19 protein-coding genes are annotated in these 22,921 nt (G+C 63.1%); 9 read left to right on the plus strand and 10 right to left on the minus strand.

The features are described from left to right. Positions 1–124: 124 nt before the first annotated feature. From AC3G2C_RS09725 to AC3G2C_RS09755, 7 genes are all read right to left on the minus strand, one after another. Positions 125–1,111 carry a zinc-dependent alcohol dehydrogenase family protein gene (locus tag AC3G2C_RS09725; RefSeq protein ID WP_488384436.1) on the minus strand — a complete coding sequence of 329 codons (987 nt, stop codon included), beginning with the start codon at positions 1,109–1,111 and terminating at the stop codon, positions 125–127. A 71-nt stretch (positions 1,112–1,182) separates the two neighbouring features. Then, positions 1,183–1,620 (minus strand): universal stress protein, encoded by a 438-nt coding sequence (locus AC3G2C_RS09730; protein WP_488384437.1) that lies wholly within the window; start codon positions 1,618–1,620, stop codon positions 1,183–1,185. Positions 1,621–1,647: 27 nt separating this feature from the next. Next, positions 1,648–1,860, minus strand: coding sequence for a hypothetical protein (locus tag AC3G2C_RS09735; RefSeq protein ID WP_488384438.1), 213 nt, complete (start codon positions 1,858–1,860; stop codon positions 1,648–1,650). A gap of 252 nt (positions 1,861–2,112) precedes the next feature. Further along, complete coding sequence (locus AC3G2C_RS09740) at positions 2,113–3,297, minus strand: acetate/propionate family kinase (RefSeq protein ID WP_488384439.1); 1,185 nt, start codon at positions 3,295–3,297, stop codon at positions 2,113–2,115. A 3-nt stretch (positions 3,298–3,300) separates the two neighbouring features. After that, positions 3,301–4,317, minus strand: coding sequence for a bifunctional enoyl-CoA hydratase/phosphate acetyltransferase (locus AC3G2C_RS09745; protein WP_488384440.1), 1,017 nt, complete (start codon positions 4,315–4,317; stop codon positions 3,301–3,303). 156 nt (positions 4,318–4,473) lie between these two features. Then, positions 4,474–5,025 (minus strand): GNAT family N-acetyltransferase, encoded by a 552-nt coding sequence (locus AC3G2C_RS09750; protein ID WP_488384441.1) that lies wholly within the window; start codon positions 5,023–5,025, stop codon positions 4,474–4,476. 233 nt (positions 5,026–5,258) lie between these two features. Beyond that, on the minus strand, positions 5,259–5,618 hold the full coding sequence (locus tag AC3G2C_RS09755; RefSeq protein ID WP_488384442.1) for a hypothetical protein: 360 nt from the start codon (positions 5,616–5,618) through the stop codon (positions 5,259–5,261). A gap of 63 nt (positions 5,619–5,681) precedes the next feature. Here AC3G2C_RS09755 and AC3G2C_RS09760 point away from each other — a divergent pair, with 63 nt between their 5' ends. The 8 genes from AC3G2C_RS09760 (at position 5,682) to AC3G2C_RS09795 (ending at position 17,929) form a co-directional block, all read left to right on the plus strand. Further along, positions 5,682–5,885: a hypothetical protein gene (locus AC3G2C_RS09760; RefSeq protein WP_488384443.1), complete on the plus strand. Its 204-nt coding sequence runs from the start codon at positions 5,682–5,684 to the stop codon at positions 5,883–5,885. 99 nt (positions 5,886–5,984) lie between these two features. Further along, positions 5,985–8,027: a T6SS effector phospholipase Tle3 domain-containing protein gene (locus tag AC3G2C_RS09765; RefSeq protein ID WP_488384444.1), complete on the plus strand. Its 2,043-nt coding sequence runs from the start codon at positions 5,985–5,987 to the stop codon at positions 8,025–8,027. A 157-nt stretch (positions 8,028–8,184) separates the two neighbouring features. After that, a complete protein-coding gene (locus AC3G2C_RS09770; RefSeq protein WP_488384445.1) occupies positions 8,185–9,654 on the plus strand; it encodes a type VI lipase adapter Tla3 domain-containing protein in 1,470 nt (489 codons plus the stop codon). 23 nt (positions 9,655–9,677) lie between these two features. Beyond that, positions 9,678–11,264: a type VI lipase adapter Tla3 domain-containing protein gene (locus AC3G2C_RS09775; protein ID WP_488384446.1), complete on the plus strand. Its 1,587-nt coding sequence runs from the start codon at positions 9,678–9,680 to the stop codon at positions 11,262–11,264. Between the two features lie 77 nt (positions 11,265–11,341). Further along, a complete protein-coding gene (locus AC3G2C_RS09780; RefSeq protein WP_488384447.1) occupies positions 11,342–11,599 on the plus strand; it encodes a PAAR domain-containing protein in 258 nt (85 codons plus the stop codon). Between the two features lie 16 nt (positions 11,600–11,615). Further along, on the plus strand, positions 11,616–15,890 hold the full coding sequence (tssI, locus tag AC3G2C_RS09785) for a type VI secretion system tip protein TssI/VgrG (RefSeq protein ID WP_488384448.1): 4,275 nt from the start codon (positions 11,616–11,618) through the stop codon (positions 15,888–15,890). A 133-nt stretch (positions 15,891–16,023) separates the two neighbouring features. Then, positions 16,024–16,446: a hypothetical protein gene (locus AC3G2C_RS09790; protein ID WP_488384449.1), complete on the plus strand. Its 423-nt coding sequence runs from the start codon at positions 16,024–16,026 to the stop codon at positions 16,444–16,446. Between the two features lie 1,033 nt (positions 16,447–17,479). After that, entirely contained in the window at positions 17,480–17,929 is a 450-nt protein-coding gene (locus AC3G2C_RS09795) for a DUF3828 domain-containing protein (RefSeq protein ID WP_488384450.1), read from the plus strand. A 244-nt stretch (positions 17,930–18,173) separates the two neighbouring features. Here the strand turns inward: AC3G2C_RS09795 and AC3G2C_RS09800 are convergent, their stop codons facing one another. After that, positions 18,174–19,190, minus strand: a complete 1,017-nt coding sequence (locus AC3G2C_RS09800; RefSeq protein WP_488384451.1) for a hypothetical protein — start codon at positions 19,188–19,190, stop codon at positions 18,174–18,176. Positions 19,191–19,386: 196 nt separating this feature from the next. Here AC3G2C_RS09800 and AC3G2C_RS09805 point away from each other — a divergent pair, with 196 nt between their 5' ends. Then, positions 19,387–20,109: a Crp/Fnr family transcriptional regulator gene (locus tag AC3G2C_RS09805; protein ID WP_488384452.1), complete on the plus strand. Its 723-nt coding sequence runs from the start codon at positions 19,387–19,389 to the stop codon at positions 20,107–20,109. 10 nt (positions 20,110–20,119) lie between these two features. Here AC3G2C_RS09805 and AC3G2C_RS09810 read toward each other — a convergent pair whose 3' ends face one another. Both AC3G2C_RS09810 and AC3G2C_RS09815 read right to left on the minus strand, forming a co-directional pair. Continuing rightward, entirely contained in the window at positions 20,120–22,162 is a 2,043-nt protein-coding gene (locus AC3G2C_RS09810) for a PAS domain S-box protein (protein WP_488384453.1), read from the minus strand. After that, positions 22,159–22,908, minus strand: coding sequence for a response regulator (locus AC3G2C_RS09815; protein WP_488384454.1), 750 nt, complete (start codon positions 22,906–22,908; stop codon positions 22,159–22,161). The genes AC3G2C_RS09810 and AC3G2C_RS09815 overlap by 4 nt, the downstream gene beginning before the upstream one ends. Positions 22,909–22,921 lie beyond the last annotated feature (13 nt).

The following is a 22,921-nucleotide window of genomic DNA, read 5'->3' on the forward strand; positions in this document are numbered from 1 at the left end:
TCCAGTGCTCTTGCGCTCAAGCATCGACATACGCCGGATGGCGGTTCCTCAGGCTGTTGAAGGGCGCTTCCAGCTCTTGCTGGGTTGACGATCAACGTCGGATCACCCCAGCCCATTACCGACGTCAATCCTGAGGTACCAGTACGGCAGCGCCTTGGAGGCGGCCGTCGCGTAGATCGGCGAGCGCGCGATTGGCCTCGCTCAGTGGGTAGGGCGTGACATGGGTAACGATGCGTGCCTTGGCGGCCGCTGCGAGAAAGGCATGGCCATCGGCGCGAGTGAGATTGGCCACGGACAGCAGGCGCCGCTCTTCCCATAGAAGCCGGTAAGGAAAGCGAGGAATGTCGGACATATGAATACCGCCGCATACCACGCTGCCGCCCTTGCGCACGGCCTGCAAGGCCAGGGGTACCAGTTCGCCCACGGCGGCGAAGATGATGGCCGCATCGAGCGGGCGAGGCGGCATGCCATCGGAGTCGCCGGCCCAGGTGGCGCCGAGTTCGTAAGCAAAGCGCTGCGCGGCGTGGTCGCCTGGACGCGTGAACGCATAGGTGCGGCGCCCCTGGTGCGTTAACAGTTGCACCAACAGATGCGCGGCGGCGCCGAATCCGTATAGGCCTATGTCCTGCGCCTCGCCGGCCAGGCGCAACGCACGACCGCCGATCAAGCCGGCGCAGAGCAAGGGTGCGGCCGCCACAGGGTCGGGGTAGTCCACCAGGGGCAAGCGCAGGCAATAATCCGCGCGGGCCAACATATGGGTGGCATAGCCGCCGTCGCGCGTGCAGCCGGTGAATTCAGGGGTGTCGCAGAGATTCTCGCGTTGACTGGCGCAATACGCGCACACGCCGCAACTGCCGCCCAGCCATGGCACGCCGACACGCTCGCCGAGGGCCAGCCCGGTGACGTACTCACCCCGTTGCACCACCACGCCGACCACTTCGTGCCCCGGCACGATGGGGTAGCGCGCTTGCGGCAGTTCGCCGTCGAGCAGGTGCAGGTCGGTGCGGCAGACGCCGCATGCTTCGACGCGAATCAACACCTCACCGGGTGCAGGCGCCGGCATAGCGCGCGATACGCGGCGCAACGCGCTGCCGGGCGCGTCGATGACCATGGCCCATGCCGATGAAGGGGCGTCCGATGCTGGCATGCCATGAGCATGGGTCATGGAGCGTGGTGGGCGCGTCAGGGGCAAACCAGTACGGGCATGGGCGCGTGCAGCAGCACCCGGTGAGCGACACTGCCGAGCAGACGCAGGCTCCCGATATGCCGCCCGCGTGCGCCCAGCACGATCAGGTCGCACTCACGAGCGCAAGCCACGTCTACGATGGCCTGGTGGGTGTGCGGGGCAAAGCAGTACTCGGTGGCGCAGGGCACGCCCGCCATCTCCGCCATGTGCGCGATATCGGCCAGATAGCGTTGGGCATGGGCCGCCATGGCCGCTTCAAAGTCGCGCTGCGGCGTACCCAGCACCTCGACGAGATAGGACAACGAAGAGAAGGGCGGCGCCACGTGGAAACCCAGTACGCGCGCACCCAGGCTCTTGGCCAGTAGAACGCCGCACCGCGCGGCGCTCGCGGCGGGTTCCGATCCGTCCGTGGCCAGCATGATGTGATGAAACATGGGTGACCCTCGCGGTTGGGTGAGTGGTCAGGAGCGTCGCCAGTCCACGATCATGCTGATCACCAGCAACACCGCGCTGATGCCGCACAGCCATTCGATGGTGGCGATGGCTTCCTTGCCCCAGTCGTGCACCAGAGCCAATGCACTGGCCGATGCCAGCACTACCAGCAGGGACGACAGCATGGAAAACGCGAAGCGCTTGGGTGGCTTGGCCTTGGGGTAGAGCATTCCCGGAGACATGGTGCGCACTCCCGGCGATGGATGGTTACGCTTAAGGAAGGTCTGAATAAACGACAGGCTGCTCGACATCCCAGCAAACCCCAAAAAAGGGGGCAAGAACTGGGGCCCCGCGCCTGTAAATCGCTGCGCGTAAAGGCACTGGATAACCAGCCCTTCGGCTGTTGAAAAGCGCCGCCGGCTCTCGCGGGAATCACGATCAAAATCAGCGCATCGTTAGCGTAGATCAGCCGCGCCGGTGCGGATTGATCCGCGTCAACCCGGCGTGGGCTGGGTCGAGCGTTCGAGCAATTGTCGCGCGTGGCGGGCCATCTGCTCGTCTTCCTGCGAGGGGAACACGCAGACATCGCAGGCTGCGTCGTGGGCGCCAATGCGCCGATCGCCCGATCGGTTGCAGGCAGGGTCGAGACGCACGCCCATCCAGGCGAGGCGGGCGCAAATCTCTTCGCGCGAAGACGCATCGTGCTCACCGATGCCGCCGGTGAACACCAGCATGTCCAGTCCCTCCAGTGAGGTCGCCATGGCAGCGATATGGCGCGATACCGAGTACGTAAACATCTGCGTGGCCAGTCGCGCGCCCGCATGGTCAGGTAGGGCGGCGCGCAGCACGCGCATGTCGCCGCTGAGTGCCGACACACCCAGCAAGCCCGCCTGGTGGTCGGTGACCGCTTCCAACTGGTTGGCAGCAAGGCCGTGCTCGCGTGCGAGGTAGATCAGTACACCGGGGTCAAGGTCGCCGCTACGCGTGGCCATCATCACGCCGCCACCGGGCGTAAAGCCCATGCTGTTGTCGATCGATCGCCCCTCGCTCACCGCCGTGATGCTGGCCCCGTTGCCCAAGTGCGCGATGACCAGGCGCGCGGGCAAGGATGGCGCTAGCTGATGCACGATGGATGCGCAGGACAGCCCGTGAAAGCCGTAGCGGCGGATGCCGGCGTCTCGCCAATGCTGCGCGAGGGGCAGGGTTTGCGCGACGGCGGGCATAGCCGCATGGAAGGCCGTGTCCAGACACGCCACCTGCGGCAGCGTGGGAAAGTGTTGCCGCGCAAAGCGCACGCCAGTCAGTGCAGCGGGCAAGTGCAGCGGCGCCAAGGGTATGGCCGCGCGAATCTGGCGCAGGCTCGCATCGTCGATCACGGCGTGTCGCTGGATGGCTGCGCCGCCATGCACGATGCGATGCGCCACCGCATCCGGCGCTAACAGCGTGCCATCCGCGAACAGGGCGCCGAGGCGTGCGCAGGCGGCAGCGTGGTCCGCCAGTGGTGACGATTCGTCGATGCCCTGGGATGCATCGGCCCACCGCAACACGAACCTCGCACGACTCTCGCCGAACGCGTCGGCCCCGCCCTCGCAGATCGTGCGCACATCACCCGACCGATGCGTGTCGAACAATCCGAACTTAAGCGAAGACGATCCAGCATTGAGGGTCAACACGCGCACGACTCAGGCTCCCTGGTCCGGGCCGGCTTGCGCCCGCCACGAGGCGAGTTGCTCGCTCGCCGGCCGCTGGGACAGCAATACGGCAATGGCCGCGGAGGCAAGTCGGGCGCGGGTGTCGTCCGCCCGACTGGTCAACGCCACCGGCACCCGCAGCCCCAGTACCACACCGGCCGCAATCGCGTCCGCCAGCAGCACCATCTGCTTGACCAGGATATTGCCCGCCTCCAGGTTGGGTACCAACAGCACGTTGGCGCGGCCCGCCACCGCGGAATGGATGCTCTTGGTATGGCGGGCGGCCTCGCTCAGGGCGTTGTCCATCGCGAGGGGGCCGTCCACCTGCGCGCCGAGCAGTTGCCCGCGCTCGGCCATCTTGCTCAGCGCCGCGGCGTCCACCGTGGCGGGCATCTGACTGTGCACGGTTTCCACGGCGGCAAGTACGGCCACGCGAGGATCGACAATACCCAAGGCCTGGGCCAGCAGGATGGTGTTCTGGCAAATATCCCGCTTGGTCTCCAGATCGGGCTGGATGTTCAGTACCGCATCGGCCACGAGCAGCGGGTGGCCATAACCCGGCACGTCGATGGCGAAGGCATGGGAGGCGCGCCGTTCGCTGCGCAGCCCCGCCTCTCGCCGCAGCAGGGCACGTAGCAATTCATCGGTATGCAGTGCGCCCTTCATCAAGGCATCCACGTCGCCATGGCGCGCCTGCTCGGCGGCAAGTTCGGCAGCGGCGTGACTATGTGGCGCGTCCAGCATGGCGACGCCAGTGAGATCGCAGCCGCATTGCGCGGCAACCTGGCGAATACGCGCAGTGGGCCCCACCAGCAGCGGCTCGATCAATCCCTCCGCATGCGCGGCCAGGGCGCCGCGTAGCGACGGTTCGTCACAGGGATGCACCACGGCCATACGTATCGGGGGCAGCGAGCGACACCGATCGATCAACAGCTGGAATCGTGCGTGCCGGTTTGGCGTGGAGGTGTCCTGCGTAACGGGCATGGCGGTTTCCGTGCGTAAAAGCATGTTTGCCTTCGCCCGCCGCAAGCCGTGTTCCCTGGCGGCTACCACACGCCATGCGAGCCACGCGAAGACGACAAACAGGCGCAAGGGCCGCCATGCACGCTATCGATCCGGTGGCGCGGCGTGTTGACGGGCGTCAACAGGCAGTCACCCCTGCCTTCAGTCGCGCAGATCCAGTCGATAGGTCACGGCGGCCGGATCGTCTGGATCTGGGCAGCTCTGAAAACCCAGATAGCTCGCCAAGGCGTGCGCACCGGCGCAACGAGCCGCGTCCACCGCGTACATGCGCTGAACACCACGCAGGCGCGCCAAGCCGATCAAATGGTGCATCAGCACGCTGCCCACCCCGCGCTTGCGCCAATCCGGCGCGACGGCGGCGGCACAATCGCAACGGGCGCCATCGTCGCTGACGCGGTAGCGCGCCACGCCAATGACCTTGTCGCGGCCGTGATGATTCACCAACGCCAGAATGCCCAGCTCGTGGCCGAGGTCCGGCTGGGTGAGTTCGTCCACGGCTTGCTGCCGGCCTGGTTTGATCAAGCCAATGAAACATTGCGCCATCACGTCGGGTGGAAGCTGTCCCAGGAACTCCTGCTCCAGGTCGACATCCTCGTCGTGAACCGGGCGCACCAGCATGGCTTGACCATCGCGCAGACGAACGGGCCAGCCATCCGGGGGAATCTGCAACAACGTTGGGCTAAGCATGGACATGGCGTAACCCTCATGGATCGCATCGTGGATGCGCAGGCTAGGGGTGCTCTGACTTTGATCGTCATCCCAGCGAGCCCCAAAAAGGGGGCGAGAGCTGGGACCCAGTGCCTGTAAACACTTGAAGGTAAACGCACCGGATGACCAACCCTTCGGCAGTTGAAAAGCGCCTCCTGCTCTTGCCCCTTTTCGGGGCGCAGAAATGACGAGCAACATGTCGTTCAATCAAACCTTCCCTAGGTGCCGGCGACCGGCGTAAAGCCCACGCGATCGAGCTGCCGCTGCGTGACATCACCCATCAACGACAGCCATCGCTGCTGAAGCTCCATGGTGTCGGCCGCCCATTCCGCCCATACGGCGTTTTGCCAATCGAGGTAACCACCCGGGCTGGCACATTGCGTCAGCCGGGAGAACAGCGCAGTGTCGCGGCTCGCATGTTCGTTGAGAAAGCGCAGCCAATCGGCCTGCGCGCGTGCAAAGTCCTGCGTCCATGCGCTGAAAGCCCCCAGCCCCGCCTGGATGGTGCTAGCGGGAAAGATCGGTTCGTCGGTCGATGTCGCCTTGCGCGAAGCGGGTAGGTGGGTCTGATCTTGCATGGCAGTCTCCCAGCGAAACGGCGGCGAAGAAACAGGGTGCGCCCGTGCGTGGCGAGGGTATTGATGCAGCTCAATACCCCGTTCGCAGCAGCAGCCAATCGGCGTACCGCCGCGCCGTTGCAGCAGCTCAGCGCGCCCGAAATTGTCGAGATGGCACGCGATATCGCTCTTGTTCCTAGGGATGGCCTGATTACGCGACCTCTTGCCCCCTTTTTGGGGTTTGCAGCGGTGACGATCAAAATCAGAGTTTCCTTAGAAATGCCCTGAATGCCATCGTCAGGCCAGGTCGCGCCCCTTTGGGGGAATGTCCCTGGGCGTCGTGAGCCTGCATAAAGGGCTGAATTCACATTTCAATCACATGTGTGAATGCCGATCACCTGGGCGATAGGTAGCTGGTCGCCACCTATTTCGGGCGTGTACGCCGATATCGAAAAAGGCCTGTGCGAAGGGCTCAATGAGCGCCTGGACCACCTCACCAATGCACGCGGCCAGGTCAACACCGCCGCGCTGGTGCCCGCCACATACTCGCTGCCCAGTGAAGACGATCACCTGGCGCCCGATCCGGATGCCGTCTATTTCCGTCGCCAAGCCAACAACGGCAAGCCGGGCCACGGCTCGCGCAGCGTCATCATTCCGTTCTATTGGGGTTTTCGCGAGGAGAGCGGCTTCGATCCCAAGACCAAGAAGGATTACATTCAAAAAGACACGCCCCACGGCGAATGGCTGGATCGCCACGGCAACCGTCTGGACAAGGCCGGCACCAAAGAGGGCGGCGCCTTTGCCAATGCCACCACCACCGTGCCGGATATGTGGGAGCGCGGGTTCAGCGGCATGCTGTTCGGCTTTATTCCCATGAACCCCATCGTGGGCACGCCGGGGCATCCGTTGCTGCCGGCGCCGCGGCGCAACTACATGGTGCTGGCGGCGCAGCGCCTTGCCATGCTGGTGTCCATCATTCGTGCCAAGCACCCCGACGATACCGTCAATGTGGTGGGGCATAGCCAGGGCACCATGCTTACGTTACTGGCCAATGCCTTTCTCAAGGATGCCGGCGAGCGCCCCATCGACGGCGCCGTGCTGATGAACTCGCCCTATAGCTTGGTGGAGTCCCGCATGGACCGCACCCAGATGCACGGGCGGCAGCAGACCACGCAAGCGCGCCTGGATACTCTGACCAACATCGTGGCATTCATTGGCGAAACACCGCATGCCACGCCCTCGCTGGCGGACATGGCCGACCCAAGCCATGCCGGCTGCATTGGCGGCCTGCGTTGGACAGGTAGCCAATGCACTACCACGTTCGGCAAGGCGCAAGCCGTGTTCGACGAACGCGACAACCGCGGCAACGTGACGTTGTATTTCACGCCCGAGGACCAAACCGTCGGCCTGCTCAACGTGCAGGGCATCGGTTGGCAGGGCGTGCCGCGTTCGGTACTGGATGCCTGCGGGGGCCGCCTCTACCAGCGCATCTTTACCTTGCGCGCGCGCAACGGCCAGCCGGAGGAGGTGGGTACCGATCCTCACGATTACACCATGCGGCTGGAGGGTGAAAGCACCTGGGACGGCAACGGCCAAGGCTGGTTTGGCAATTTGCCCAAGACCGAACTGGATAAGGGGCAAACCGTGACCGTCAACGCCCCCAAGCTGCCGCGCCCGCTGCGTGCCCACTTTGACGGCGTGGGCAATGTGGTGGTGCAAGCCGGCGCCAAAGACGGCATCCACATGGTCAAGTCGCGCATGGACCCCATCGATGCCTCCATCGCCATCACCAATGGCGCGTGGAAGCCCGGCGTGTACAAAACCTACGACGTGGACACCGCTGACCCCGCCTTCGCCCTGGGCACGGACCCCGAGCAAGTGCAGGCGGCGATCAATCGGCAGCGAGAGCCGTTCGATCACACCAAGGTGAAGGACGTGCTGCCATCGATGGGGAGCAAGCTGCGCGTTATCCGCACCGAGTCGCCCAGCGATGCACGCAAGCGCCTGATGGAGGTGCCCGACGAGCAACTGACCAAGGCCGATGCGCTCTCCTTCCATTCGGCCATTCCCGCCAACCCGGATCACAGCCGTTATGCGGTGGCTTACGACCTGGCCATTGGGCAGGCCAAGAGCATTGATGATGAGGCGTTCTATACGTACTTGTGTCGCGTGGCGGATTGGCGGTTGGGGTGGGGTGAAAGAAGAGGCTATGGCGGCGGTCGAGCTGGTACAGACGAGGAAGCACAAATTCCTGGCGACAGTCCCGATGTCGATACTTTGACTTTGTATCGCGCGGAGTCGGAATTGCATAAAAAGCTAATCGACGCCACGGCTGACTACCACACCAACGGCAAGCCGCAGAAGTATCGCGAGTACTTCGAGGCACGGTTGCCCACGCTGGTCCGGAGTGAAACCCGTGCCGAGCGCTAAGTCGCGTGGGAAATGGCGACGTGCCGCTAGTGCCCTGCTTGCCTTCGTCGGGGCGGGCCTGTCCGCCACTGCTCTCGCCGACACCGCCGTGGGTGGCTGTTCGGTTTCCTTCTCGGGGGCGGCGCAGGCCACCCCGCCAGCTACGGATGTGCCTTCGATGACAACCTCGCCGCTCTACAGCGCCCCCACCACCTCGCCGCACCTGGATACGCTGGATATTTTGCGCGTGGGCTTGGTGGTGGATGTGTATCGCCAGGGCCAGGTGTGGAACCAGTTGCAGCAGCAGGACGTCGGCCAGCCGGCCAGTCTGCATCTGGGCTCCATCCTGCCGATGGACCCGACCAAGTACCCGGTGACGGCCGACGCCAAGGATCAGGCCTGGGACAAGCGCATGGCGGATGCCTTGGAGCTAGGTTTGAAGGATTTCCTGGAAGCCTGGCCTATTCCCACGATCACGGTCGTGCGTGGCTATAACCCCAAGGCGGAGCGCTTGCGTACGTCACCGCAAGGTGTGCAGGAGATGTTGCATGAGATGGTGAATGACCAGCGCCAGCCCGCGGGCCTGCATTGGCACGAGATCCGGCAGCTACCGCAAGGTGAGATCTGTAGCGACACACCAGAGGACGTGGTCGAGGACATCTTCAAGACCTTCGAGGCACGCCCGGATATGCCTGCCATGCTGGTGTATGTGGTGGAGGGCTACAACATGGCCCGTGCGCTCTCCAGCCGCAACGACAAACTGATTGGCGTGGGCACCGGGCCACGCCAACCCGGTGAGTTGACTGACTCCATCGTGGCACTGGTGGTGGCCCGCCCCGAACGCGTGGCGTGGCTGCGCGCGTTTGCGCCTTACACCAAGGCCAATCCCAATCCCATCTCGCCCCGCTTCGCGGGCTGGGAGCGGCAACCCAAGTGGACGTTTCAGGCCTCGCCGTTTATTCCGCTGCCGTGGAACCGCCGCGCCTTCGCGCAATGGGATGCGTTGCCCGTTCTAGCCGAGTTGCACCGCCCGGTGACGGTATCGCTCAACAATCCCGTCAAGCCGGATGCGCGCTTGAAAGGCGATGCATTGACGCAGGCTCTGGCCAGCGGCTGGACCCAAAGTCAGCAAGGCGTAGCGCAAGCACCGTCGCGCGTGTTCTTCGACAGCGGCAAACCGGGGCAGGCACTGGCCGAGTTGATACCCGCGCTCAAGGCCGCCGGCAGCCCGCTGGATCTACTGGAGTCGCACGAGAGCTACGACCTCACCCAGCGTCTGGGCGACACCGGCGCCGCTTCGCCCTTTGTGGGTATCGCCTTGGCCACCATGGCCACCTATACGCAAGCAGACACCAGCGTGGTGGTGCCACTGCGCCGCGCCGACCAAGCCACCGTGATCACGCTCACGTCGCCCACGCCCGGCCGTAAGCCGAGCAGCAATCCGTTCGGTGTGAACCTGTTGCCGCAAACAGCCAGCAGTGAGGAACCTTCCGAACGCATTCTGGCCGAGTGGCGTGCCGAGCAACGGCAGCAAGAGGTGTTCATTCGCCCACTCGACCAAGCCAAGATCGATCGCGATAAGCAGATCTTCGATGAGTGGCTGGCCAGTGCACCGGGCATCGATCTGGATGCGTGGCTCAAGGAATGAGTAGGCATGGCCAGAGCAGAGGCGTGCGTGCGGCGTGGCTCACGTGGGCGGCGATGCTGGTGAGCTTTGCGCCGGCGGCTATCGGTTGTACGACGCACCTGGTCGCCACGCCGCCTGCTACGGATGTGCCTTCGATGACGACCTCGCCGCTCTACAGCGCCCCCATCACCTCGCCGCACCTGGATACGCTGGATATTTTGCGCGTGGGCTTGGTGGTGGATGTTTACCGCCAGGGCCAGGTGTGGAATCAGTTGCAGCAGCAGGACGCCGGCCAGCCGGCCAGCCTGCATTTGGGGTCCATTCTGCCGATGGATCCGACCAAGTACCCAGTAACCGCTAGTGCCAAGGATCAGGCCTGGGACAAGCGCAAGGCCGATGCGCTGGAGCTGGGCCTGAAGGATTTCTTGGAAGCCTGGCCCATCCCCACGATCACCGTCGTGCGTGGCTATAACCCGAGAGCGGAGCGATTGCGTATACCACCAGAGGGAGTGCAGGAAATGTTGACGGCGATGGTCAGTGACTTGCGCCAGCCGGCAGGCCTCCATTGGCACGAGATCCGGCAGCTCGATCAGGGCAAGATCTGCAGCGACACGCCAGAGGATGTGATCGAGGGCATCTTCAAGACGTTCGAGGCCAATCCGGATATGCCTGCCTTGCTGGTGTATGTGGTGGATGGCCTGAACATCGCTTACGCACTTTCGAGCAGGGGAACAAAGCTGGTGGGGGCCGGTAGTGGCCCACGCCAACCCGGTGAACTGGTCAACGCGATGGTGGCGCTAGTGGTGGCCCGCCCCGAACGCGTGGCGTGGCTACGCGCATTTGCGCCGTACACCAAGCCCAATCCCAATCCCATCTCGCCCCGCTTCGCGGGCTGGGAGCGGCAACCCAAGTGGACGTTTCAGGCCTCGCCGTTTATTCCGCTGCCGTGGAACCGCCGCGCCTTCGCGCAATGGGATGCGCTGCCCGTTCTGGCCGAGCTGCACCGCCCGGTAACGGTATCGCTCACGAACCCCACCAAACCGGATGCGCGCTTGAAAGGCGATGCATTGACGCAGGCCCTGGCCAGCGGCTGGACCCAAAGTCAGCAAGGCGTAGCGCAAGCACCGTCGCGCGTGTTCTTCGACAGCGGCAAGCCGGGGCAGGCGCTGGCCGAGTTAATACCCGCGCTCAAGGCCGCCGGCAGCCCGCTGGATCTACTGGAGTCGCACGAGAGTTACGACCTCACGCAGCGCCTGGGCGATACCGGCGCCGCGTCGCCCTTTGTGGGCATCGCCCTGGCCACCATGGCCACCTATACGCAAGCAGACACCAGCGTGGTCGTGCCGCTGCGCCGCGCCGACCAGGCCACCGTGATCACGCTCACGTCGCCCACGCCCGGCCGTAAGCCGAGCAGCAATCCGTTCGGTGTGAACCTGTTGCCGCAAACAGCCAGTAGTGAGGAACCCTCCGAGCGCATCTTGGCCGAGTGGCGCGCCGAGCAACGGCAGCAAGAGGTGTTCATTCGCCCACTCGACCAGGCCAAGATTGATCACGAAAAGAAGATCTTCGACGACTGGCTTGCGAGTGAGCCGAGTGTCGACCCCGAGGCGTGGCGAAAGGAGTCACCGTGATGGCGCGCCACGCCAACGCCATCACCACGGCCGCATGCGGTTGAGTACCGAGGCCGTCAAAAGGAGCGAGCGAAGTCATGAATTTTCCCGGTAAACGCCCCATACGCGTGGGCGACGACACGACGCACGGCGGTAAGGTGCTGCCGGTGTCGCGGCCATGGACCATCGACGGACGTGTAGTGGTGATCGTGGGCGACCTGGTGTCTTGTCCCACCTGCGGCGTGACGCAGATCGTGGAAGGCGATGCCACATATCGATGGCAGGGGCAGGCCGTGGCGATGCACGGCCATCGCACGAGTTGCGGTGCTCAGTTGCTATCGAGCTTGAACCCCTAATCCCGTGGACACGGTCGTGCCGAAGGACAGTGCGCACAGCACCGCCCACCCCATCGTGGATCGCTATGCGGGCCTGCGCGACAAGCTCGCCAAGCTCGGCTTTCGATGTATTGACCAGTTATGGCGCGGGCGCTCGGCCAATTATGGCTTTCAATGCCAGCATGGCCATGCCTTCACCAGGAATCTGCAAGGCTTGTTGATGGGGCGACTGCCCAAGTGCCCGCATTGTGTGGCGCAGAACCACACGGCGAGGCTGCATGAGCTGGCACGTGAAGCCGGGGGCGTGTGCCTGGAGACGGCTTGGTTGGGCTATGGCGCCATGCATCGTTTTCGTTGCGATGCAGGCCATACGTGGATGCGCAAAGGCTGTGTTATTCATGCGGCCACCCTGAGTTGCCCGGGATGCAGCGCACAAGCCACTCGGCGTCGGATGTGGTTGGCCGATGGTCTGCAGCGTTTACAGAGCACCGCCGAGGCGCGTGGCGGTCAATGCTTATCCACCGACTATCAAGGCGTGAACAAGTACTATCGCTTCCGCTGCGACCACGGGCATGAGTGGGAGAGCAGGGGCAGCACGATCCTGCACCATGGGGCATGGTGCCCGCCGTGTTTCTATGCGCGTACGACGCAAGAAAAGCTGCTGTCGGATGGTTTGCAGCGCATTCATGCAGCTGCACGTGAGCGTGGCGGCGAGTGCCTGAACGCGACCTACGGTGGCACGAACGCCAGCTATCGATTTCGCTGCGGCGGCGGTCACGAGTGGTCCGCCACGGGCACCAGTATTCTGGAGGGTGGCTGGTGTCGCGCGTGTTTCTCCAACGGGCGGCGGCTCGGTATCGACGTGGCGCATAAGGAGGCGGCCGATCGGGGTGGCCGATGCCTCTCCACGGAATACGTAACGGCGTTAGCCAAGCTGCACTGGCTCTGTCATCGGGGCCATGCTTGGTACGCGCCGATTTCGAGCATTCGCAGTGGGCGTTGGTGCGCTGAATGCGCTCACATGGAGAAGCTGTCCAGCCGAACTTCCAAGGCACGGCGCCGCTACCAGGCAAGCGGAGACAAGGGCGACGGCGCGGCCTGGTCGGGCGGGCAACTTCTTGCTTTCATCAAGCCAGGCTTGCGCCCACGCCCGCAATCCACCTTCGTCAATACGCAGGCGAATGGATTGCGCGCGAGGGCGACGCGATTTTCAGGGCCGACCTACATGCACAACGTAGGTCACTTCGCCATCGTGGCGAGGTCTATGCCCATTGAGGATCGCGCCGTGCCAAAGGATGTGCGTTTTACGTTTGAACTTGTCCATCCGTCGAGCAACCGTGCACCAAAGCTCGCCGACGTGGTCAGCTTTCAGTTGACCGAGGGCCTTTCCGAAACGTATTGCCTGGACGTTGAGCTAACGAGCCCCGACCCGGCGCTGGATTTCGGTGCGTTGCTGGAGCACGAGGCGCGGTTCACGATTTGGCAGAACGGCGAGCCGGTGCGATATATCCACGGCGTCATATCGAGCGCCTCGCAAGGCGCCACTGGGTTTCGCAGAACGCGCTATAGCGTACGGGTAGAGCCATTGCTGGCGCGGGCAGCGCTGCGTTCGAATTGGAAAATCTTCCAGCAGAAAACCGTGCCCGCCATTGCGCTGGAGGTACTGAAGCGTTCGGGCGTGGTGGGCGTCGAGCAGATACTGCATCGCGAACACCTTACCCGAGAGTATTGCTGCCAGCCGGGAGAGACCGATCTCCAGTTCTTCGAACGTATCAGCAGCGAAGAAGGGCTTTACTACGCCATCGTTAGTGATGCGAACGGCCACCGTGTTATGCATTCGGATCACACGTACGTACAAGGGGTGACCCAGGGCGGCTCGGTGACTTACAACGCCACCCCAGGTGGCGATCAGGCAATGCCGTGCATTACCGAGTTCACCTACACCGAGCAGGTACGCACCGCGCTTCAGACCCAGCGCGATTACACGTTCAAGAATCCGCGCTACAACCAACAGCATACGTATCGATCCCGAGGCCTTGACCATCAGGCCACCGACTACGAGCGCTACGACTATCCCGGGCGCTACAAGCGCGACGAGGCGGGGAAGCTGTTCACCGAGGCGCGCCTGCTTTCCTTGCGCCGCGATGCCAAGGTGGCCCATATCGTTGGCGACGACGCTCGGCTCGCGCCTGGCTTTGCTTTTGACCTCGTCGATCATCCGCGCGAGGAGTGGAACGCCGGCTGGCGTACCGTGTGCATGGTGCATCGGGGCACACAAAGCACCAGCCAGGAGGAAGAGAGCGCCGATGCCCTGGTGGGAAGCTTCTACCAGTACGAGGCGGAGATCATCCCTGATCGCATCGAGTGGCGACCGCCCCTTATACCCAAGCCACGCATCGATGGCCCCCAGATTGCCACGGTGGTCGGCCCGGACGGGGAGGACGTTTTTTGTGATGAATTTGGGCGTGTCCGCGTGCAGTTTCCATGGGATCGCGACGGTCAGGAGAACGAACACAGCTCGTGCCCCGTTCGCGTATCGCAGAGTTGGGCAGGGCAAAACTGGGGCCATATGGCCATTCCGCGCATCGGCCAGGAAGTGGTCGTTAGCTTCCTGGATGGCGATCCGGACCAGTTGCTGATCACGGGTCGCACGCACCCGGCAGTCAACCCGCCGCCGTACGAGTTGCCCAAGTTCCACGCGCTAAGCCCCATTCGCAGCCGAGAACTCAAGGGCAAACGGGCCAACGAACTGCGGCTCGACGACACGACCCAACAGATCAGCGCGGCCCTGATGAGCGATCACGGCGCCACCGCGCTCCATCTGGGTTACCTCACGCACCCGCGCCCCCAAGGTGGCGCACCGCGTGGCGAGGGTTTCGAGCTGCGCTCGGATGAATATGGCGCCGTGCGCGCGGCCAAAGGCTTGTTCCTTTCCACCGATGGCCAAGCCAATGCGCAGGGTGGCCAGCTCAGCCGTACAGAACTGATCCAGTGCCTGGAGGCCGCGTTGGATCTCGCCAGGCAACTGGGCGATTACGCGGGACAACACCAGGGCGTGCCGCACGATGCAGCGCCTCAGGAGCAACTCGCGCACGCCGTGCGGGACCTTGGTCATGGGGCTAACGACCAAAGCGGAGCGAATGGCGGCCAACCCGTTATCGCGCTCAGCAGCCCGGCAGGTATCGCGGCTGGCACACCGAAGTCCATCACGCTGGCGGCAGGCGAACACGTCGACAGCGTGGCGCAAAAGAACATGCAACTGACAGCCGGCCAGGCCGTGGCGGTGAATGCTGGTCAGGGCCTTGGCCTATTCGCCCAGGGCGGCGACCTTCGCCAGATCGCACACCAGGGCGATGCCTGGTTGCAATCGCAAATGGGTAACGTGCGCATCGAAGGCAAGCAAAGCCTGGAGTTCTTCGCCACGGAAGACCACATCCTGGCAGTAGCCAAGAAGCACATCACTTTTCTGTGCGACGGGGCCTATATCACGCTCAAGAACGGCGACATCGAGATGGGCTGCCCCGGCACCTACCGCGTCAAGGCGGCCGCCTACGACTTTCAAGGCGCCGATAGCCAGACCATGGCGATGCCCGAGTTCAACGTGGGCGATACCCAGCGGCGCTTTACTGTGACCATGCCAGATGGCGTCCGGCCTGTGCCCAATCAGCCGTACAGCATCACCATGAACAATGGCGACATCATCAAGGGCGTCACGACGGCGGCTGGCGTTACGCAGTTGCTGCAGAAGGATGCCATGCATGTGGCTAAGATCGAGCTGCATGACATGAGCGACACAGCGATGGCAAAGGCTGCGTATGGCGAACCATCGCAATGGACGGCGCAAGTTGGCAATGGGCCTGTGAACACGACAACACCCGATCGTCAAGAAAAGAATGTGCGTGCGTTTCTGCGCTTGGTCAGGTTTGCAGAACACAAGTCCGACGACGTTAGCGTCTATCACACAATGTACGGAGGTGGACATTTTAGCGGTTACTCCAAGCATCCAAAAACACCTGTCACGAAATGGGGGAAGACCTCCTCTGCTGCGGGCGCTTACCAGATTCTCTTTAAGACATGGGAGGAGGCCAAGGACAGTGGCTTAGTTAGCGACTTCTCACCCGAGTCGCAGGACATAATCGCGCGGTACAAGCTGAAGACGCGAGGCGCCCTTCAATATGTTCAGGCGGGAAACATTGAGAAGGCCATTCCATTTCTTCGGAAAGAGTGGACATCGCTACCGGGAGCGAGTCAGTCGGGGATGTCCATGGAAGACGCACGTGCGCGATTCAATCGCTATCTGACAGAGGATTAAAATCATCATGAGGCTAGGTGTAGGTACTTTCGTTTCTGCGATGCTTTGCTTGACGGGGGTGCCATACCTCGTCAAGGCATCGAATCAAATTCGGCATGTGTCGGGGTCGCTCACTTGCGGCGACGCCGTGCTCATGAATGAAACTGCCTATCTCGAGATTCCCGATGCGGATCGTCAAGTTTTAAGCCAGCGACTCAGTCTGCGGAATGCAACGACGAATCGCCTTGTAGAGCTGAAAACAGATGGGCGTTACGTTCGTAAGGCGATTGCAGGCAATCGAAAGGTCCTAGATGCAGCCATTGAAGGATGGGCTTGCATCAAGTCCGATCAAGGAGTGACCTACTTCTACCTGCTTTACTACTGCACGTCTGGTGATGAGGCGGGCATCTGCGCGCCAGGGCAAGTCGAGTGGCTTCACGTTCTGCGAGAGAATGGGGCGTCAGTTACAAAGGGTGCGCGCCACGCCCGCATTTCTTCCGAAGATGCCCTGGTTTATCAGTCGCTAGGATTGGATGGCGCCATCGAAGAGGTGAAGCTGAAAGGCATCGATGAGTGAGTCTTGGCTCCTGCAAGCGTTCTAGCGCTAGCGATGATGGGCAGAGGGGCGTGACGTTGGTGACGGCCGGGCGTCGGCGGCGTAACGAATTGGGGTTCGAGGCTATTTTGACTGTTTGGCCTAGGGATGCTTTGAACGAGTAATTGCGCCACGCTGATGGCTCCATTCATCAATGAAACGATATATGTCGCTGGTTCCGTGCACCGCCTTTTAGCTAGCATCCTTCCCCTCGCTGGCTTCTTGCCAGTGCGCGTACTTAGGCAAGGCACGCACAAATCAATTCATCGTTTGTGATCAGTATTTGTGCAAGCCCGAGTCGGGAGGAACAATGTAGTGCTACATCATCGAGCTGCAGGGCGACATCATCAAAGATTGCTACTTGGCTCTCACGCGCAACGACACATCCAGTGTTGCCTCGTTTCGGTCGATGCTTGGCAGTTTTCCGAAAGGCTATTGATCCATGAAAATGAAATCGATGGGTTTGTGGATGGCTGGTTCTGCACTGAGTCTTGTGGCCTTGAGCGCTCAGACTGTCTCAAAACTTCCTCCCGAGATACCGATAAGCTGGGCTTCGGGGCGAGTGACGGCATCGACGGCAGCACTTCTTGCGGGTACAAGCCATGGGAGTATCCGTCGCGTGTTTCTCTGTCGCCGCGAAGGCCGTCAGTGCCTTGAAACTGTATGGGATATCACGTTCACTCACGGCTGGCGAGGCGATCATTTGGTGCTGCTGAAGTCGTATCCGGACACGCAAGTCGTCGTGCCCGCTGCGTTGACCGATCTGTCCTTTCAAACCAACTATCTGTTGGAAGTCTTCTTCGAAGAAGAGGGGGGTCGCCCCAAGCAAACAACTAGGACAGTGGGTGCAGCCTTCTGCCTTAGGGAAGGCGCGTCTGGCGTGCAGGTTGATCGTGTGTGTCCAACGCCATGATCACAGGTCATAGATGGCACTGAACCGGCAAAACGATCGTTCGCAAGCTGTACCGTTAAGTAGGCCGGGGGCTTATGGGTCGACGGCGACGCCAGCCCGAGCATGCCCCTACTTGCCGCCTGCGTCGCCGCTAAGCCCGCAGATATCCCAAGGCGCATCGATGACATCTACGCCCACTACCGGGGCGACGGCCCAGGCATGTATCTGGGTGGGGATGTTGCGTCCGAGCGGATTACATGCTCCTTACGGGCGCTGGTGAAGCGAGACGTGCAGCTTTTGCACGGCGAAGTTGGCGTGCTGGGCACCGATCCCCTATGCGCTTGTCAGGATTTTGATATACGCGCCGTCGATCACCTGGATGCTGATGTAGCCAACGGCCAAACGCGTGTGGTTGTGTCCTTCCGTAACCTAGGCCATCCGCAAACGGTCGAGTTGACGCTCCGTCACGAGGCGGGCGAGTGGCGTATCGACGACGTCGCTAACCCGGATATGCCTAGCTTGCGCCGTGCGCTGGAACAGGGAATTGCTTGGATAGAAGGCCGGCAGTCATGAGTGCGCACCTTCGCTTTGAAATTGGTTGCTCTTAAGGAAGGTCTGATTAAGCGACCTCTTGTCCGTCATTCCTGCGGACCCCAAAAAGGGGGCGAAAGCAGGAGATGCTTTCTAACAGCCGAAGGGCTGGTCATCCAGTGTCTTCACAATCGGAGAATTGCAGGCACTGGATCCCAGCTCTCGCCCCCTTTTTGGGGTTCGCTGGGATGACGATCAAAATCAGCGTTTCCTTAAAGCTGAAGTTCTATCCCGGTACTTCATTCCATTGCGTCGCCCTATCGTTGTCAGTGCCGCAGAGCGGATAGAGAATCGGCTGGTCGATCCACATCTGCATGGCGGCGCGTAGATCCATTTGCGCCCCGGTCGAGGCTTCGGCGTTCGCGGTCAGCGCGGTGAGTTGCATTGCCGGCATGCCTAGGCGCCGCAGCTTTTCCACGGCGTAACCCGGCGAGCCTACGGTGCGTGTGGTTGGCCCTTCGGTAATGGTTTGCAGGCGGTCCCGGTTGGAGAACGGGTCGACTGCATCGGTCACGTTGTTGGCGAGCAGGGCGAGGCGTGGCTGCGATGTGATGGCGGTCAGTCGGGTGTGTCGCAGCCCGGTGCGCTCTGCCTCGGCGGCGAGGTCGGGGGAGATCTCGCGCAGTTTGTAGGCTTGGGTGGGTAGATCGGAGAGTTGCCAGCGTGCGCCGCGTTCCGCCGCCAGACGCAAGCTGCCACGCAGGCAGCCGGCGGCGAGGTGTCGCGCGGCTGCGTGGGCCAGCTCTCGGCCGCGCGCGCTTTCGTAGCGCACGCCGATCAGCAGCAGGGCATCGGCCAGCCCGATGACGCCAATGCGTAGTTCGGCGCCCGGGTGTTCGGTTTGGCGTTGTGCCAATTGCGCGGCGTTGTCCAAGGCCTGCACGGCTAGCTCGCTGGTGGTTTCCAGGGCGGCCATGTCCAGCCAGGCCTCATCGGTGCCGAGGTTCGTGATCAGGGCGGCCAGGTTGATGCTCGCCACCAGGTCGCGATCGGGCCAGTCCGGCGTTTCTGTGCCGGCGCTCCGCAATAGCCGTTCATCGAACAGGAGGCGCCAGGATTCCTGGGCTTCGGCGAGGCGATGTTCCAGGTCGGGTGCGGCGTCACCGCACGCTAGCGTGCGCGACACGCGAGCCCACGTGTCCTGGATGGAGAGGTCGCGCAGGTCATCGCGCTGCCGCCAGCGGAACCAGGCGTCCCACGCCTCCACTGCGGCGACATCGATAAAGGGTGAGGCCTTGGTCATGGTGCGTCGTATCAACGTCCTTGGCATGGCCTGAGTATCGCGAGGTGACAGACCGGTGCGTTGAGTTGCATCAACTCCACGCTTTCCGGGTGCTGTTACGCACTGTTACAAACTGTTGCAGCCAGGACGTCGCCATGTGACAGGCGGGCGCTAACGTCACCACCCAGCGAGATGTCGCGATCAGAGGGGTGTCGCCATGAACATGCGCTTGGAATCCACCACGGCTTTCCCGTCGACCGTCGCCCGCCGCAGGGACGAGGGCGAGGAGATGGTGAAGATGCCGGATATCGAACAACTCAAGCGATACGTGCCGGTGTTTCGGCACAAACTTGTCGCCGGGCAACCGCTTTACCACGTAGGACAGCCGTTCAAGTCGCTGTTCCTGGTGCATGCGGGCTTCATCAAGCTGGTGGAACTGTCCGATGATGGTCGCGACCAGGTGACCGGTTTTCGCGGCAAGGGCGATTTCCTCGGGATCGAATCGATCGGCCTGAGCACGCACGCCTCCGGCGCGATTTCGCTGGAGAGCGGGGAAGCTTGGGAGTTGCCTTATCCCGCGGTACTGGAAGCGGGCCGGGAGTTGCCTGAGCTGCAGGCTCGCCTCACCGCCGCGCTGGCCCGCGAGATTCGCGCCGACCATGCCTGGATGCTGGCCATCGGCACCTTGAACGCTGAGCAGCGGGTGGCGACGTTCCTGCTGGAAGAGGCGCGTCGCTATGCTCGCATGGGTTTCAGCCCCCGGCATTTCATGTTGCGCATGCGCAGGGCCGATATCGCCAGCTTCCTCGCGCTGACCAACGAAACGGTGTGTCGCGTGATGACCAAGCTGCACGAGATGCGCCTGATCGATGTGGCCCGCCGCGAAGTGCAGCTGCTGGACGACGGCGCGCTGCGCGCCCTGGCTGGTCAGGCTGCTTGAGGTCGACGCGCTAGCCTTGCGGGTGGGTCGCGTCCAGCGCGCGTTGCACGGCGCTGGCCAGGTCTTCCTTGCGGTAAGGCTTGGGTAGCACGGTGAAGCGCTTGAGCGCCGCGCCGTTTACATCGGGAGAAAGCCTTTCGTAGCCCGAGGTAAGCAATACAGGCATACGCGGGTGCAGGCGGCGAGCCGATTCGGCCAGTTCCACGCCGGTCATGCCGCTGCCCAGCACGATGTCGGAGAACAATAGGTCGATGTCTGTGCGCTCGCGCAGCAGATGCAGCGCTTCCTCGGCGCCGGCCGCCTCGCAGGTGGCGTAACCGAACGAGCGCAGAAAGCGCAGGGCGATGCCGCGCACTTCCGGCTCGTCTTCCACCACCAGCACGGTTTCGTGCCCATTGCGCGGCATCGGTGATCCTGTGGCTGCCTGCGGGGCCTCGCTGACGGCCGCGGGGAAATACAGCTCCACTGCCGTGCCATAGCCAAGCTGGCTATCGATGCTCAGGTGGCCGCCAGACTGTTTCATGAAACCGTAGACCATGCTCAGGCCAAGGCCACTGCCTTTGCCGACGTCTTTGGTGGTGAAGAACGGTTCCAGGGCGTGAGCGAGCACCTCGGGTGTCATGCCCAGGCCGGTGTCCTGAATGCGGAACACCACTTGCGCATCGCCCGCGGGCGCGTTCAGGTGATCGCCCTCTGGGTCGGCCAGGCGCACGGTAATGTCCAGTCGGCCGCCGCGCGGCATCGCATCGCGGGCATTCACCGCCAAGTTGACCAGGGCTGCATCGAACTCCGATGGGTCCACGTCGATGGCCGGCAGCGAATCCGGGCAGTTGGTGCTCACGACGATGCGTTCGCCCAGCGTGCCGCCGAGCATGTCGCGCAGTTCGGCCAGCAGTTGCGCGGGGCGAATGGCGCGTGGCGACAGTCGCCGCCGGCTGGCGAACGAAAGCAGCTTGCTGGTGAGCGCGGCGCAGCGGTCGGCGGCACGTGCGGCGCTATCCAGTGCCTCGCGGGAGAACGGATCTTCGGGCAGCGTGGCGTCGAGCAGCTGGAGATTGCCCGAGATCACGGTGAGCAGGTTGTTGAAGTCGTGCGCAATGCCGCCGGTGAGCTGACCCACGGCATCCAATCGCTGGGCGTGGGCCAGTTGTTCTTCGCTACGGCTGCGCTGCACAGCGGCGGCCAGCATATTCGCTACCGATTGCAGAAAATGCATCTTGTCGTGGTCGAAGCTGCCTTGCTCGCGCGCGAGCACCAATAGCAGGCCCATCGACTCGTGACGGTCGGGCAGGGGCACCAGGGCAGCGTCCTTGAACAGGCTTTCCGCCAGCGCTGCACGGGTACGGGTGAACTCGGGCGGCATGCCCTCGATGCCGGTGCTCCCGAATTCGAGATGGCGAGCGTCCACTCCCCAGCCGCTTTCCAAAAGGTCGCGGCAAACGGTCTTCTGCAGCGTGCGCGACAAGCCGGTGGCGGCTCTGCAATGCCAGTTGCCGCCGTGCACGTCACGAAAAAGAATCGCGGCGGCGCCAACGGCCAACGCGGTGGCGATGAGCGATGGCATGTTGTCCACCGCCATTTCATAACTGGGCGACTCCAGCAGCAGTCGACTCACCTGGCCGGCGGCAGCGTCGTAGCGAGCGCGCACCAGCGCCTGGCGCGCTCGCTGGGTTTCGGAAATGTCGCGAATGGAGGCGGCGAACAGCACTTCGTCGTCGATGGGGATGGGGCTGAGGCCGATCTCCACGGGAAACGGATGGCCGTCGCGGCGAACGCCGGTCAACTCATAACCCGCGCCCATGGGGCGCACACGGGGGCTGGACATGTATTGGGCCCGATGCGACTGGTGTGCCAGCCGCACGCGCTCGGGCAGCAGCACTTCCACGGCCTGTCCCTGCAGTTCGTGCCGCCCATAGCCGAACATCACCTCGGCCTGCGGATTGGCCAGCACGATGCAGCCCTCGCGATTGACCACGATCATGGCGTCCGGCGCGGTGTCGAACAGCGCTCGGAACAGGTCCGCTCCCGCCACGAGGTTGGCCGGCTCGCTCATTCCCTGTGCACCTGTTCGGTAAGGATGTAACCGGAACCCCGAATGGCCTTGAGCAGGCTGGGGCGGGAGGGGTCGGTTTCGATCTTGCGGCGGAGCCGGCCAATCTGCACGTCGATGGCGCGGTCGAACGGGCCCGCGTCGCGTCCGTGAATGCGCGCCATGATGTCGTTGCGCGTCAACACGCGGTTAGGGTGTTCGAGGAACAGCTTGAGCAGTTCGTACTCGCCCGTGGTGAGGGGCACTTCGATGCCGGCCGCGTCACGCAACACATGCGCGGCGGTGTCCATGCGGTAACCACGGAACACCAGGGTGGTGGTGCGGCGCTCCGGTGCGGGCGTCGGCTCGCCGTTGCGGCCGGTTCGGCGCAGCACGCTACGGATGCGCGCCAGCAGTTCGCGCAGTTCGAACGGCTTGGTGACGTAGTCATCCGCACCCAGTTCCAAGCCCACCACGCGATCCACCGACTCCCCCCTGCCGGAGACGATAATCACCGGCCCCTTCCAGTGGCTGTGCAGATAGCGGGTGAGTTCCAGGCCGTCTTCGCCCGGCAGGCCGAGATCCAGCAGGATGAGGTCGATTGGCCCGGTCTTGAGCGACTCGCGCAATTGCGTGCCGTTGCCAGCGGAGCTGACGGTAAACCCCTGGGTGCCGAGGTAGCGCTTGACCAGGGCGGCCACCTCCATGTCGTCATCGACGACCAATACATGCGGAGTAGCCGCGGGTGACGTCTTGGCATGCTCGATCATGGGCGCAGGCAGT

The sequence above is a fragment of the Frateuria sp. sgz306004 genome (assembly GCF_057750885.1).